The 13,780-nt window shown below is 71.9% G+C and carries 16 protein-coding genes and 1 pseudogene; 4 read left to right on the top strand and 13 right to left on the bottom strand.

From position 1 onward, the window contains the following. Nucleotides 1-19: 19 nt before the first annotated feature. The 9 genes and pseudogenes from IPZ69_RS02625 to IPZ69_RS02585 form a co-directional block, all read right to left on the bottom strand. On the bottom strand, nt 20-958 hold the full coding sequence (locus tag IPZ69_RS02625; protein ID WP_235451984.1) for a glutaminase: 939 nt from the start codon (nt 956-958) through the stop codon (nt 20-22). A 50-nt stretch (nt 959-1,008) separates the two neighbouring features. Then, on the bottom strand, nt 1,009-2,421 hold the full coding sequence (aspA, locus tag IPZ69_RS02620; RefSeq protein ID WP_235451983.1) for an aspartate ammonia-lyase: 1,413 nt from the start codon (nt 2,419-2,421) through the stop codon (nt 1,009-1,011). A 240-nt stretch (nt 2,422-2,661) separates the two neighbouring features. Further along, nucleotides 2,662-3,678 carry an asparaginase gene (locus IPZ69_RS02615; protein WP_235451982.1) on the bottom strand — a complete coding sequence of 339 codons (1,017 nt, stop codon included), beginning with the start codon at nt 3,676-3,678 and terminating at the stop codon, nt 2,662-2,664. A gap of 44 nt (nt 3,679-3,722) precedes the next feature. Continuing rightward, nucleotides 3,723-3,947 (bottom strand): annotated as a pseudogene (locus IPZ69_RS02610) (amino acid permease); the annotation flags it as partial. Nucleotides 3,948-4,021: 74 nt separating this feature from the next. Then, nucleotides 4,022-4,699 carry a FadR/GntR family transcriptional regulator gene (locus IPZ69_RS02605; protein WP_235452012.1) on the bottom strand — a complete coding sequence of 226 codons (678 nt, stop codon included), beginning with the start codon at nt 4,697-4,699 and terminating at the stop codon, nt 4,022-4,024. 168 nt (nt 4,700-4,867) lie between these two features. Then, on the bottom strand, nt 4,868-5,704 hold the full coding sequence (locus IPZ69_RS02600) for an undecaprenyl-diphosphate phosphatase (protein WP_235451981.1): 837 nt from the start codon (nt 5,702-5,704) through the stop codon (nt 4,868-4,870). A gap of 258 nt (nt 5,705-5,962) precedes the next feature. Beyond that, on the bottom strand, nt 5,963-6,337 hold the full coding sequence (gene crcB, locus IPZ69_RS02595) for a fluoride efflux transporter CrcB (RefSeq protein ID WP_235451980.1): 375 nt from the start codon (nt 6,335-6,337) through the stop codon (nt 5,963-5,965). 86 nt (nt 6,338-6,423) lie between these two features. Next, the gene (gene crcB / locus IPZ69_RS02590) at nt 6,424-6,879 is read right to left on the bottom strand and encodes a fluoride efflux transporter CrcB (protein WP_235451979.1); all 456 of its coding nucleotides are present in this window, start codon (nt 6,877-6,879) and stop codon (nt 6,424-6,426) included. A gap of 214 nt (nt 6,880-7,093) precedes the next feature. After that, nucleotides 7,094-7,381, bottom strand: a complete 288-nt coding sequence (locus tag IPZ69_RS02585) for a helix-turn-helix domain-containing protein (protein WP_235451978.1) — start codon at nt 7,379-7,381, stop codon at nt 7,094-7,096. Between the two features lie 316 nt (nt 7,382-7,697). Here IPZ69_RS02585 and IPZ69_RS02580 point away from each other — a divergent pair, with 316 nt between their 5' ends. Together IPZ69_RS02580 and IPZ69_RS02575 are read left to right on the top strand one after the other, a co-directional pair. Further along, nucleotides 7,698-8,048, top strand: a complete 351-nt coding sequence (locus IPZ69_RS02580; protein WP_235451977.1) for a VOC family protein — start codon at nt 7,698-7,700, stop codon at nt 8,046-8,048. Between the two features lie 72 nt (nt 8,049-8,120). Then, entirely contained in the window at nt 8,121-8,519 is a 399-nt protein-coding gene (locus tag IPZ69_RS02575) for a MarR family winged helix-turn-helix transcriptional regulator (protein WP_235451976.1), read from the top strand. Between the two features lie 27 nt (nt 8,520-8,546). Here the strand turns inward: IPZ69_RS02575 and pqqB are convergent, their stop codons facing one another. From pqqB to IPZ69_RS02560, 3 genes are all read right to left on the bottom strand, one after another. Beyond that, nucleotides 8,547-9,446 (bottom strand): pyrroloquinoline quinone biosynthesis protein PqqB, encoded by a 900-nt coding sequence (gene pqqB, locus IPZ69_RS02570; RefSeq protein WP_235451975.1) that lies wholly within the window; start codon nt 9,444-9,446, stop codon nt 8,547-8,549. A gap of 66 nt (nt 9,447-9,512) precedes the next feature. Continuing rightward, on the bottom strand, nt 9,513-10,625 hold the full coding sequence (locus IPZ69_RS02565; RefSeq protein WP_235451974.1) for a hypothetical protein: 1,113 nt from the start codon (nt 10,623-10,625) through the stop codon (nt 9,513-9,515). Between the two features lie 73 nt (nt 10,626-10,698). Then, nucleotides 10,699-11,106: an SseB family protein gene (locus IPZ69_RS02560; RefSeq protein ID WP_235451973.1), complete on the bottom strand. Its 408-nt coding sequence runs from the start codon at nt 11,104-11,106 to the stop codon at nt 10,699-10,701. Nucleotides 11,107-11,347: 241 nt separating this feature from the next. Here IPZ69_RS02560 and IPZ69_RS02555 point away from each other — a divergent pair, with 241 nt between their 5' ends. After that, nucleotides 11,348-12,307: an ATP-binding protein gene (locus IPZ69_RS02555; RefSeq protein ID WP_235451972.1), complete on the top strand. Its 960-nt coding sequence runs from the start codon at nt 11,348-11,350 to the stop codon at nt 12,305-12,307. Nucleotides 12,308-12,365: 58 nt separating this feature from the next. Further along, nucleotides 12,366-12,758 carry an SCO5389 family protein gene (locus tag IPZ69_RS02550; RefSeq protein ID WP_235451971.1) on the top strand — a complete coding sequence of 131 codons (393 nt, stop codon included), beginning with the start codon at nt 12,366-12,368 and terminating at the stop codon, nt 12,756-12,758. 208 nt (nt 12,759-12,966) lie between these two features. Here IPZ69_RS02550 and IPZ69_RS02545 read toward each other — a convergent pair whose 3' ends face one another. Next, nucleotides 12,967-13,758: an IclR family transcriptional regulator gene (locus IPZ69_RS02545; protein ID WP_235451970.1), complete on the bottom strand. Its 792-nt coding sequence runs from the start codon at nt 13,756-13,758 to the stop codon at nt 12,967-12,969. Nucleotides 13,759-13,780 lie beyond the last annotated feature (22 nt).

Below are 13,780 nucleotides of genomic sequence, written 5' to 3'. Positions count from 1 at the left end.
CCGGAGTGTGAGTCCGGTCTCAGAACACGGACAGTCCGGTCAGGGTCGTGAACCGGTCGAGGGCCGCCACACCCGCGACGGAGTTGCCGCGTTCGTCCAGTCCGGGGCTCCACACGCACAGCGTGCACCGCCCGGGTACGACCGCGATGATCCCGCCGCCGACCCCGCTCTTGCCGGGCAGCCCGACGCGGTAGGCGAAGTCGCCCGCCGCGTCGTACGTCCCGCAGGTCAGCATCACCGCGTTGACCTGCTTGGCCTGGCTGCGGGTCAGCAGCCGGGTGCCGTCGGCGCGGATGCCGTGCCGGGCCAGGAAGGAGGTGGCCAGGGCGAGGTCGGCGCAGGAGGCCTCGACGGAGCACTGGCGGAAGTACTGGTCGAGCAGGACCGGGATGTCGTTGTCGATGTTGCCGTAGGAGGCCATGAAGTGGGCGAGCGCGGCGTTGCGGTCGCCGTGCGCGGTCTCCGAGGCGGCGACCTCCTGGTCGAAGTCGAGCTCCGGGTTGCCGCTCTCGGTCCGCAGGAAGGCCAGCAGTTCGCCGGCCGCGTCGCCGGTACGGGTCTGGAGCCGGTCGGTGACGACGAGCGCGCCCGCGTTGATGAACGGGTTGCGCGGGATGCCGTTCTCGTACTCCAGCTGGATCAGGGAGTTGAACGGGTTGCCGGAGGGCTCGCGGCCCACGTGCTCCCAGAGCTCGTCGCCCTCGCGGGCCAGGTCGAGGGCGAGGGTGAACACCTTGGTGATGGACTGCGTCGAGAACGGCTGCCGCCAGTCCCCCACCCCGTACACCGTCCCGTCCAGTTCGGCGACGGCCATGCCGAAGCGGCGCGGATCGCAGGCGGCGAGCGCCGGGATGTAGTCGGCGGGACGCCCGCGGCCGGGCGTCCGCTCGATCTCCTCCGCGATGCGTTCCAGGACCGGCAGAAAGGCGAGGGACGACGTCGTTGTCATGATCACCATTGTGCCTCCGAGCCGGTCCGGGCGCGTGGTCGCGGGTGGGTGTACGCAGGTCAGGCGGCTGGGGCGGTGCTGCCCGCGACGATCTCCGGGCGGAGCAGGTCCGCGAGGGTCTCGGCGGGCAACAGGCCCTTCTCCAGGACGAGTTCGGCGACCCCACGGCCGGTGGCGAGGGCCTCCTTGGCGATGTCGGTGGCCGCCGTGTACCCGATGTGCGGGTTGAGGGCGGTGACCAGGCCGATGGAGTTCTCCACGGTGGCGCGCAGCGCCGCCGTGTTGGCGGTGATGCCGGCCACGCAGCGCTCGGCGAGCGTGACGCAGGCGCTCCGCAGGTGGGTGATGCTCTCCGAGAGGGAGTGCAGGATGATCGGCTCGAAGGCGTTGAGCTGGAGCTGTCCGGCCTCGGCGGCCATGGTGATGGCGACGTCGTTGCCGATCACCTCGAAGGCGACCTGGTTGACCACCTCGGGGATCACGGGGTTCACCTTGCCGGGCATGATGCTCGAACCGGCCTGCACCGGCGGCAGGTTGATCTCGCCGAGGCCCGCGCGCGGACCGGAGGACAGCAGGCGCAGGTCGTTGCAGCTCTTGGAGAGCTTCACGGCGATCCGCTTGAGCACGCCGGACATCTGGACGAAGGCGCCGCAGTCCTGGGTCGCCTCGACCAGGTTGGCCGCGGTCACCAGGGGCAGCCCGGTGATGTCGGCGAGGTGGCGGCGGGCGGACTCGGCGTATCCGGCGGGGGCGTTGAGCCCGGTGCCGATCGCGGTGGCGCCCAGGTTGATCTCGTGGATCAGCTCGACCGCCTCGGCGAGCCGGCTGCGGTCCTCGTCGAGCATGACGGCATACGCCGAGAACTCCTGCCCCAGCGTCATCGGCACCGCGTCCTGCAGCTGGGTGCGTCCCATCTTCAGGACGTCGCGGAACTCGACGGCCTTGCGGGCGAAGGTGTCCTGGAGCACGGCCATCGCCTTGAGCAGCCCGCGCACGGCGAAGACGGTCGCGACCTTGACGGCGGTCGGGTAGACGTCGTTGGTGGACTGGCCGAGGTTGACGTCCTCGTTGGGGTGCAGGTACCGGTACTGCCCCTTCTCGTGGCCGAGCAGTTCCAGCGCCCGGTTGGCGATGACCTCGTTCGCGTTCATGTTCGTCGAGGTGCCGGCCCCGCCCTGGATGACGTCCACGACGAACTGGTCGTGCAACTCGCCGGCCCGGATCTCCCGGCAGGCGGCGACGATCGCGGCCGCCTTCTTCGGCTCCAGCAGGCCGAGTTCCTCGTTGGCGAGGGCGGCGGCCTCCTTGACGGCGGCCAGGGCGTCGATCAGGTGCGGGTAGGCGGAGATCGGGGTGCCGGTGATGGCGAAGTTCTCCGTGGCGCGCAGCGTGTGCACGCCCCAGTACGCGTCGGCGGGGACGTCGCGGTCCCCGAGCAGGTCGTGCTCACTACGAGTGGCGGCGGTCGTCATGAGGGTGCGGCCTCTTTCTGGGGGTGAGGACAAGCGCCCCAAAGGGGCGCGGGGAACGGCGCGACCAGCCACGCACGACCCGCAGACCAAGAACCGGTCGAACCAGCGGAGCCCTACGCACAGGCCATCAGCGGACGAGCACCCCCAAAGGGGCGCGGGGAACGGCGCGACCAGCCACGCACGACCCGCGGACAGAGACGGACGACCCGCGGACAAAGAACCGGTCGAACCGGCGGAGCCCTACGCGCAGGCCGTCAGCGGCACCGTGTCCAGGGCGCGCACCGGACGGACGCTGCCGACCGGTTGCCCGCCGCCGAGCAGGAGTTCGCCCGCGAACTCGGTGAGCAGGGCGGGGTCGACGCCGGCCCGGGCGAGGGCGGACGCGGCCACCGGGACGCGGGCGCGGTTCGCGCCGTCGGCGATCTTGACGGCGACGGCCCGGCCGTCGGGCAGGGCGGCGACCTGGACGCCCTCGAAGCCGTCCTTGGCGAGCAGCCCGGGCACGGCGCGCATCAGCGCGGCCACGTCCCGGCCGGCGCCGGAGGCCATCTCGGCGTGTGCGCGCATCGCGTCCGCGACCCGGGCCTCGGGGGTGCCGGGCGCGGCCGTGGTGATGCGCGCGAGGGCCCGGGCCAGGCCGTGCAGGGAGATGGAGAACAGCGGGGCGCCGCAGCCGTCGACGGTCACCCGGGCGACGCGCTGCCCGGTGAGGTCCTCGACCGTCGCCGCGATCGCCTGCTGGAGGGGGTGGGCCGGGTCGAGGTAGTCGTCCAGCGACCAGCCGCCCAGCTTCGCGGTCCAGAGCATGGCCGCGTGCTTGCCGGAGCAGTTCTGGGCGAGGCGGGAGGGCGGTCGGCCCTCGCGCACCCAGGCGTCCCGGACGACCGGGTCGAAGGGCATGTCGGGGACGTTGCGCAGGTCGTCCTCGGCGAGGCCGGCCAGCTGAAGTATCCGCCGGGTGCCGGCGAGGTGGCGTTCCTCGCCGGAGTGGCTCGCCGCCGCCAGCGACAGCAGGTCGCCGTCGAGCGGCAGCCCGGCCCGCAGCATGGCCACGGCCTGCACGGGCTTGAGGGCGGAGCGCGGGTAGAAGGCGGCCTCGATGTCGCCGAGCTGGAACTGCACCTGGCCGTCGGCACCGAGGACGACGACGGAACCGTAGTGGATGCCCTCCACGACCCCGCCGCGTATCAGGTGGGCGACGGGAGCGTGGAGGGGCTCACGGACAAGGGGTGCGTCCGCGGGTGAACTGCTGTACATGACTGCCCGGATCACTGGTGGGTGGAAGTGGACCGGCGCGGGTTTCACGCGTCGGCTCCGGTGGACTTGCGCGCCACACGGCCGCGGATGGCGTACCAGCCCGCGACCAGCGCTCCGACGATCAGCGGCAGGCACAGCACGGTGGTGCTGCCGGCGCCGCCGTCGGCGTACATGAGGACCAGGACGGCGGCCGGGAAGGCCGGCGTCACGCGTTCGGTCCAGGGGGAACCCGGCAGTCGGTGGCCGGGCCGGGTGAGCTCGCCCTGCTGGATCGTGTGCCGGAGGAGCAGGTGACGGAGTTCAGGACGATCTGGAACGCGTCGGCGGATGAGGGACTGCTCGCTCACGCCTCGGGCCCGCCTTCCGTGGGGGTGTCCGCCCGTGTGGGGCGCACGATGTCGGTGAGGGTCGTCTCGACGCGGTCGAGGTGGTGGCTCATGGCCTGGACCGCGTCGTGCTCGCAGCCGTCGACCAGCGCCTCGACGATCGCCCGGTGCTCCCGGTTGGACTGCTCGCGGCGACCGCCGAGCTCGTTGAGGAAGGCCGACTGACGCGCCAGTGCGTCGCGGATCTCCTCGATGACCCTGCGGAACACCGGGTTCTGGGCGGCCTCGGCCACGGCGAGGTGGAAGAGGGTGTCCATCGCGACCCAGGCGGTGGTGTCCGTCTCCCGCTCCATCCGCTCCAGCAGATGGGCCAGGTGGTCCAGGTTCTCGGGCGTACGGCGCGCGGCCGCGTACCCGGCCACCGGGATCTCGATGTGGCGGCGCACCTCCAGCAGATCGCTGGCCGCGTAGTCGCCGAAGGTGGGGTCTTCGACGGCGCCGGCCACGACGAAGGTGCCCTTGCCGGTCCGGGAGACGGTCAGGCCCATCGTCTGCAGCGCCCGCAGGGCCTCGCGGAGCACGGGCCGGGAGACCTCAAGGGTGCGGCAGAGCTCCGCCTCGGAGGGCAGCTTGTCGCCGATGGCGTACTCGCCGCGCTCGATGGCTCCGCGGAGGTGGGCGAGCACCGCTTCCATGGCGCTGACGCGCCGTGGGGCCCGGCCACCTGTCTGGCTGTCTGACAGGTTCACGGGAGCGATCCTGCGGGCTGCGGAAGGGAACTGTCAAGACCGGCGGAAAGAAAACATTCACGGGGTGCGACGCCTGAATGCAGGCATCACACCCCGTGTCGGGAGCGGAGTCGCTCAGCTGCCGATGACCCCGCCGGCCAGCAGCCCGAAGAGCGCCAGGCCCACCACGATCCGGTAGATCACGAAGGCGTTGAAGGAGTGCTTGGCGACGAACTTCAGCAGCCAGGCGATGGAGGCGTAGGCGACGACGAAGGAGACCACCGTGCCGACGACCAGCGGGGCGGCGCCCACGCCGGCGCCGAGGGCGTCCTTGAGCTCGTACAGGCCGGCGCCGGTCAGGGCCGGGATGCCGAGGAAGAAGGAGAGGCGGGTGGCGGCGACGCGGTCCAGGTCCAGGATGAGCGCGGTGGACATGGTGGCGCCGGAGCGGGAGAAGCCGGGGAAGAGCAGGGCGAGGATCTGCGAGCAGCCGACCAGCATCGCGTCCTTGAACGAGGTGTCGTCCTCACCACGCTTGTGGCGGCCCATCTGGTCCGCCGCCCACATCACACCACTGCCGACGATCAGCGAGCCCGCGACCACCCAGAGCGAGGCCAGCGGACCGTCGATGAGATCCTTGGCGGCCAGGCCCACCAGGACGATCGGGATCGTCGCGTAGATGACCCACCAGGCGAACTTGTAGTCGTGGTGCTGGCGCTCCTCACGGTTGCGCAGGCCACGGCCCCAGGCGGAGACGATCCGCACGATGTCCTTGAAGAAGTACACGAGCACGGCGGCGATGGCGCCGACCTGGATGACCGCCGAGAACCCGACGACGGACTTGTCGTCGACGGGGATGCCCATGAGCCCCTCGGTGATCTTGAGGTGACCGGTGGAGGACACGGGGAGGAATTCGGTCACCCCCTCGACGACTCCGAGGACGACGGCCTGACCGACGGAGATGGCGCTCATAGGATCCAGTTCTGACGAGATGGTCTTCGGGCGGTGTGGTCTTCTGCGGGGGGTGCGGTGTTCTGGGGTGCGGCGTGGTGAGGGGCGATGTGCTGGCGGTGCGGCCTTCCGAGGATGCCTTGCGCGGACCGGTCTGCCAAAGGCCCGACTTGCGAGGTCCGGCCTTCCGGAGGCCGGTCTCCCGAAGGCCCGGCCTTCCGGAGACTTGGTCGACAGCGCTGTAGACGGACCAAGTATGCCCGGACATCCGCGATGTGCCTACGTCCAGAACACCTCGGCGAGCGCCACGCCGCCGACGGCCGCACCCAGACCCGCCGTCACGCTCGCGACGACGTTGGCCGCAGCGTAGAGCCCCGCACCGGTCTCGGTCAGCTTCAGCGTCTCGTACGAGAACGTCGAGTAGGTGGTCAGGGCCCCGCACAGCCCGGTGCCCACCACAAGCCGCAGGTGGGCGTCGGCCGCGCCCACGGAGACCGCGCCGGTCAGCAGGCCGAGAACGAGACAGCCGGTGACATTCACCACGAAAGTGCCCCAGGGGAAGGCCGAGTCGTGCCGCGACTGGACGGCGCGGTCGGTCAGATAGCGCAGCGGGGCGCCGACCACGGCCCCCAGTACGACCAACAGCCAGTTCACAACGACTTCTTACCTCCCGTGACCGTTTCGCCCGATTCATCCGCCTCGCTCGCGCCGAGCGACATGGCGGGCGAGCCCGGTCGCCGTCACCTCCCGGACAGGACGCGGCGGGCCGTGGCCGACGCGAGCCAGACCGCCGTGAGCGCCGCGAGGGGGGTCGCGGCGAGGTAGGCGAGCGCCTGGGCCGGGTGGCCGTCGTCGGCGAGCTGCTGCACGTCGACGGCGTACGTCGAGAACGTGGTGAAGCCGCCGAGCACGCCGGTGCCGAGGAAGGGGCGCACCAGTCGGTTGACGGTCCACGCCTCGGTGATGAGCACCATGAGCACGCCCATCACGGCGCAGCCGGCGACGTTGATCAGGAAGGTGGCCCACGGGAAGCCGCCGACCGAGGTGGGCCAGGCCAGGGAGAGGGCATAACGGGCGGTGGCACCGAGGGCCCCGCCGAGTGCGACCACCCCCACGACCGGTAGCTGTGCGCGCCAGGCCGACTGGCGTGGTGGGGTGGGCCGGACACGGAGGCTCTCTGCTTCCGGGGCGGTCATCCTCGTACGTCTCCTGTTCGGCCCCTGCCGAGCGCTCGCGGCCGGGGCACAGGTTACCGTCGGGTGTCCACCGGGGTCACTTCGCGTACTTCATCGCGTTCGTGAGCCGATCGCCTCCAGCACGCCGAGCGGGTACCGCAGCTCGGTCAGCGCCCCCGCGGCAGGCGGCCGAGCCGGGCCCGCTCCCCCACCAGCCCCATCAGCCCTACGAGCCCTACCAGCCCTTCTCGAACATCCGGGCCACCTCGGCGATGCGGACCTCGTCGCGCCGGTAATACGTGCGGTGCCGGATCTTCTTGGTGCGGAGCAGGCCGATGCGGGTGAGGAGGCCGAGGTGGGTGTCGGCGACGCGGCGGGACACGCCCAGCTTGGCGGCGACCGCCCGCGCGGTGACGCCGTCCTCGGCGGGGTCGGCGTGCCGTTGGGACGGGAAGTGGGCAGCCGGGTCCTTCAGCCACTCCAGGATGTCCAGGCGCCTGTCACCGACGGGAGTCCTCAGCATCTCGTCGCCTCCGTCCGAGCCTCCTCGTAACCCGCATTCCCACTGTCCCGCACTCGAAGCCGCCACGCCCGGGACTCCGCGGCCCTTGTCCGGGACCGAACGGCCCCATGACGGGGGCCCGTTCACCCCCGGCGGCCGGAACAGGCGGAAGGGCCCGGCCGCCCCCGTACGGCCGGGCCCGGTCGGCGCGGGCTCGGCGATGGCCGAAGTGGGTGGCAAGCGGTCAGGATCGGAGAAGCCGTGGCGTGGTCGCAGGACCTAGCGTGAAAGCGCCGACGGAACGTGTCGGCGTCCATCCCGCGAAGGAGTGAGTTCCATGACCACCGGCCTGCAGACGATCATCTACCCCGTCAAGGACCTGGACCAGGCGAAGGCCCTGTTCACCGCCGCGCTGGGTGTAGAGCCCTATGCCGACGCGCCGTACTACGTCGGCTTCCGGGCCGCCGGGCAGGAGATCGGTCTCGACCCGAACGGCCACGCCAAGGGCATGACCGGGCCGGTTCCGTACTGGCACGTCTCCGACATCCGGACCCGGCTCGCGGCCCTGCTGGAGGCCGGCGCCGAGACGCTCCAGGACGTGACGGACGTCGGCGGCGGCAAGCTGATCGCCTCCGTGAAGGACGCCGACGGCAACCTGCTGGGCCTCATCCAGGACCCGGTGGCCTGAGGCCCGACGACCGCCCACACCCGCACTAGTTGCACGCTCAACAATTGGCTGAATCGGTGTTACCGTGCGGGTATGGCAGTCAAGACGGCCGAGGGCCTGCTGGAGCAGCGCTGGCGGGACATCCTGTCGGTGCACGCGCGCACGATGTGCGAGATCGACCGGGCACTGCACCCGCACGGGCTGGGCGCGAGCGACTTCGAGGTGCTCGACATCCTGGCCTCCGAGTCGCTCCGGGAGGGTGACCAGTGCCGCGTGCAGAACCTGGTGGGGCGGGTCCATCTCAGCCAGAGCGCGCTGTCCCGGCTCATCGGACGCCTGGAGCGGGAGGGCCTGGTGGAGCGGTCCGTCTGCGCGGAGGACCGGCGTGGCGTCTGGGTCGCCCTCACCCGCAAGGGCCGCGACCTGCACACGGAGGTGCTGCCGCTGCAGCGCGGAGTACTGGCCAGGATGCTCGAAGAGCCGACCGAGTAGCGGGCGCCGGGCCGGCAGCCCAGCCGATCAGACCTTGAACTCGACCCCGTCCGGCAGGACTTGCACGCCCTTTTCGGCCACCTGCGCGCGGGCCGCCGATGCCGGGTCGAGCAGCGGGTTCGTGTTGTTGAGGTGGGTGTAGATCCGGCGCGCGCCGGGGTGGCGTTGCAGCGCGGCGAGGCTGCCGTTCGGTCCGATGACCGGAAGGTGCCCCATCTCCGCCTGCCCGGCGCCCGGTCGCACGGCCGTGCCCATCTCGTCGGCGCTGAAGAACGTGCCGTCCAGCAGCACGCAGTCGGCCGACGCGCACAACTCGTCCAGCACCGGCGACCAGGCGGACACGCAGGGCGCGTACACCAGGACCCCTCCGGTGGACAGGTCCTCGACACGGTAGGCCGTCACCCAGCGGTCGTCCGGCTCCGGCGCCCCGGTGACCGGTACGTACTTCGGCACCTTGGTGCCCACCGGGTGGGCGGTGACCACCAGCCCGCCGGCCAGCACGAATCCGCCGGCGGCCAGGCTGTCGGCCCATTCCCAGGGGGCGTAGCGGTCGAGCGCGACGCGTGCGGGGGCGAGCGCGGCGCGGACCGGCGGGGCCGCGTACACCTTCAGGCCGGCCGCCCCGCGCAGCACGGTCAGGCCGGTGACGTGGTCGGCCTCGGCGTCGGTGAGCAGGACGCCCCGCAGCGGGGTGTCGCGCGGTCCGGGCCCGGGCCACAGGACCAGGGCCGCGTTGAGCTGGGTACGGATGTCGGGCGAGGCGTTGAGCAGCCACCAGTCGCGTCCGTTGCCGCTGAGCGCCACGCATTCCTGGGTGCGGGAGGGCAGTTTGCCGTCCCGGGCGGCCACGCACAGCACGCAGGCGCAGTTCCACTGCGGGAATCCGCCGCCGGCGGCCGTGCCCAGCAGGACGACCCTCACGATCATCCGCCCCTCTCGCCATCCCTGTCCTTAGCGTCCTCCGCTGGGATCTTCCCTCCGGAGCCGGGTGCACTACCCCTTGGCAGGGGGCAGTTCCGGCCGACCTTCGCCGGGACGGCGGTCCGCCGGGCGCCGGGGCGGGACGGGACTCGCGGCGAAGTCGCGCGGACCGGTCCACAGGGCGGGTACGGCGTCGCAGCGGCGGCACAGTTCGTAGGCGATCGTCTCGTAGTTGATCCGCCAGCCGCGGAACTGCGGCCACGCCTCCTCGACGGTGCGTTCGGATCTGAAGCCCGCCGCCTCCAGCATCGCCACCGCCGCGTCGAACTCGACCAGGGTCAGCTGCAGGGCGGCGTCCGGCCGAGGGTCGGCGTCGAAGGGGATGCGCAGGGCGCGGGCGATGTCGCGCAGCGCGCTGAACCCCGCGCGCAGCACCAGCCGGGCCTCCGGCGGGGCGCTGCGCGGCGCGAGCGCCAGCTGCATGGCCGCCGCGTCCATGACCGCGATCAGTCCGACCAGCCAGCTGCGGTGCGCGCGCGGGGAGCGGAAGGTCAGCAGGATCGGGTACGTGGAGTGGCTCTCGCCCATGTCCGAGGCGAGCCGTTCCCAGGAGCGGTACAGCTCGGGCAGAGCGGTCTCGGTGTCGACGAGCCACTGCCGGGCCAGGATCTCGGGGCCCCAGGAGGGTTCGCCGGCCCGGGACTGCAGGAGGGTGACCTCCAGTTCGCGGCGGTTGTAGGCGGCGTAGAGCGTGGGCAGGTAGGCGATCTGCAGGGCGATGACGACCGGGCCGGTGGCCGCCGCGACGAAGTCGAGGACGGACAGCTCGAGCCGGTTGCCGCTGGCGAAGCCGAGGGTGAACATGCTGGAGCCGGCCTCGCGGAAGGCGTTGGACCAGGACAGCGGGGACACCGCGTACAGGAGCAGGCCGAAGGCGAGGAGGGCGCCGCCGAGCCAGCTGGCCAGCATGCCGATCAGCATCAGCGGGGCGAGCCAGGTCTGCGCGCGGTCGATGTTCTCGTAGCCGCCGCGGGGGCAGGTGAGGCGCAGCAGTCGGCGCAGCGTCCGCCACAGGCGGAACACCAGCCCGGAGTACAGGCCGCGGGGCACCACGAGCGTGCGCAGGATGCTGCTGAGGACCACTGCGAGCAACAGTGCCCCGGCCACGCCGGAGATCCATTCCATGCGGCCATTCTGAACCGGACCCGGCGGGCGTACCGCCGGGTCGGGCCGCCCGGGTGCGGCTGCCGGGCCCCGTTCAGCCCGTCGGGCGGGCCAGGAGCGTGCGAACGCCTTCCGAGGTGAGGGTCAGCGCGTGGGCGGAGCTGCCGTCGATGGCGAGCGCGAGGTCGTCGTCGGGCCACTGCGAGGCGAGGGCGCCCAGCGGGACCAGTCGGTAGCGGGAGACGAACGGCAGCAGGTCGGCCATCGCCCCCTCCGAGGTGAACACGGGTACGACCGATTGGCCTCCGGGCCGGTCCATCACGGGCAGGGCGACCGCGGAGGGGTCTGCGGCGTCCGCGTCCGACGCGTCGTCGGGCACCGGGATGAGCACGTCGCTGCTCGCGAGCGTGTCCAGGGCGGCCGGGTCCTCGGCGTTCACGGCCAGCGCGTCGAGCGCCTGCTCGGCAGGCGTCGGGAAGTAGTCGTAGGCGGGTGTCTCCATGGCGTATCCCCTGGTAGCGGCGGTGGTACGGACCGCTCCGGACCCGTGGCGGGCGGCGCGGCCCTGCTCGCGTACCCGGCCGGGCCCGGACCACACCCACGGGACCACGGAGTTCGCCGCGTGGGACCACGGAGTTCGCCGTGGCGGCGCGACCCGCCGGGGGCACCCGCCGATTTGACACGGCGCCGGACCCTCACCAGCATGTGATCATGACATCCATTTTCAACAAGGGGGGTTAGTCATGCGTGTGGCATTCGTCGGCAAGGGCGGCAGCGGCAAGACGACCCTGTCGGCCCTCTTCTCCCGTCATCTGGCGCGCTCCGGCGCGCCGGTCGTCGCCGTCGACGGCGACATCAACCAGCACCTGGCGCACGCCCTCGGGCTCGGCGAGGAGGAACCGTTCGCGGGCCCGCCACTCAGCACGCGGACCGGGGAGATCAAGGACTATCTGCGGGGTACGAACCCGCGCATCCCGTCCCGCGACGCCATGGTCAAGACGACCCCGCCGGGCCGTGGCTCGCGGCTGCTGCGCCTCCTGGGGGACGACGAACTCCACTCCCGGCACGTCCGGGTGGTCGGCGGGGTGCCGCTGATGGTCACGGGCGCGTTCGACGAGAGCGATCTCGGGGTGGCTTGTTACCACTCCAAGCTCGGCGCGGTCGAGTTGTACCTGAACCATCTGGTGGACGGCCCCGGCGAGTACGTCGTGGTCGACATGACGGCCGGCGCCGACGCCTTCGCCTCCGGTCTGTTCACCCGCTTCGACATGACCTTCCTGGTCGTCGAGCCGACCCTCAAGAGCCTGTCGGTGTACCGGCAGTACCGCGACCACGCGGCCGAGTTCGGCGTCCCGGTCGCCGTGGTCGGCAACAAGGTCACCGGCGAGGACGACCTGGACTTCCTGCGCGCCCACGTCGGGGGCGACCTGCTCGCCCACTGCGTGCTGTCGCCCTTCGTGCGCGCCCAGGAGCAGGGCCGGGACCACGGTGAGCTGGAGCCGCACAACGCGCGCACCCTGGAGCGGCTGCGCACGGCCGTCGACGCGCGGCCCAAGGACTGGGCCGCCTTCCATCGGCACACCGTCGAGTTCCATCTGCGCAACGCCGCCGCCTGGGCCGACGCGGCCACGGGGCTGGACCTCGCCACCCAGGTCGATCCCGAATTCCGGCCCGGGCCGCAGGCGTTCGCCGCCCTCGCCTGATCACCGCTCGCGGCTCTCCCCCGCGTATCCACCCGAACAACAGACAGGACACTCCTTCATGTCGCTCGACGTCTCCCCGCAGTTGCTCGCCGAAGCCGAGAACGGCCCGGTGCGGGAGAAGGACTTCGTGACCACGGTCCGCACGTCCCTGCCGTACGCCTACGACCTCATCGCCCGTCTCGCCGCCGAACTGCGCGACGGCCAGGCCGAGTTCGCCGACAACCAGACCCCGCCGCCCTCGGAGCGGGAACGCGGGCAGTTGCTGCGCGCGTTGTCCAGTGACGCGATCCGGGGCAGCCTGGAACGCCATTTCGGTGTCGCGCTCGCGTTCCAGAACTGCCACCGGGTCGCGGCCTTCCACCCCGAGGCGCGCGGGGGCGCGACGCACACCCGGTTCACCTCGACGCGCGCCCAGATCCTCAACCAGTCACCGGAGTTCCGGGACTGCTGAGACCGGCGGTGCGGGGCGGCCACGTGAACCATTTCGCCATACCTTTTGCTCACCGTGTGCAGCGCGGTCGCACGGGGAAGCATGAGAGCGTTTACACCGCCGCGCTCGCCCCCGGGCGAAGCCCAAGGCCTTGCCCCGCGCACGTCCCCCCACGCACGACCGGCGCCCGCCCCACTCGGGCGCCGGTCTTGGGACTCGCCCCGCCCTGTCAGGCGCCGACCTCCGCGACCCGCGGACGGTCCGCCCTCAGGCACCGGGAGACGGCGTCGGCCACGGCTCGGACCTGGGGTGCCAGCCGCGCCGGCCGGATGACGTCGACCGCCCCGACCACCCCCACGGCGGCGACCACGACGCCACGCCCGTCGCGCACGGGGACCGCGAAGCCGCCCCGGCCCTCGCTGAGCGCACCGTGGACGACCGCGTGGCCCTCCCGGCCGACCTTGGCCAGGCAGCGTTTCAGGAGCGTGCCGCTGGTGATCGTGTGGCGCGTGTACGGGCGCAGCGGGCCGCTGCACACCTCCTTCTGGACGAGGTCACCGGCGTGGGCGAGCAGCACCAGCCCCACGGCCGTGGCGTGCAGCGGCAGCCGGCGGCCCGGACCGCCGTAACAGGCCACGGCGTCCGCGTCGTTGGAGACGAACGACAGGCAGATGCTCTCGCCGCCGTCGCGGATCGCGAGGGTCGTGGCGAGCGAGGTCTGCCCGTGCAGCGCGACCAGGTGCGGCTGCGCGGCGGCGGCCAGGGCGGAGGAGCGCGGCGCCAGTACGGCCGTCTCCCACAGACGCAGTCCGATGCTGTATCCGCCGTCGGCACACCGCTCCAAAGCACCCCAGCCGTGGAGTTTGTTCACAATGCGGTGGACCGTGGCGACGGGCAGCCCCGAGCGGCGGCTGATATCGCTGAGTGTGAGAGTGCGATTGTCCTTGTCGAAGGCGCCGAGGATGCTGAGCGTCCGATCGACGACTGAGCGTTCCGGAGCGGCGGAGCGGGGAGCGGTCATCCCGTTCAGATTCCCTTCACCT

The organism is Streptomyces olivochromogenes (assembly GCF_021538895.1).
Classification (GTDB): Bacteria; Actinomycetota; Actinomycetes; order Streptomycetales; family Streptomycetaceae; genus Streptomyces; species Streptomyces olivochromogenes_A.
Note: the sequence above shows the minus strand (reverse complement) of the source record. Positions and strands in the feature narration are given on the sequence as shown.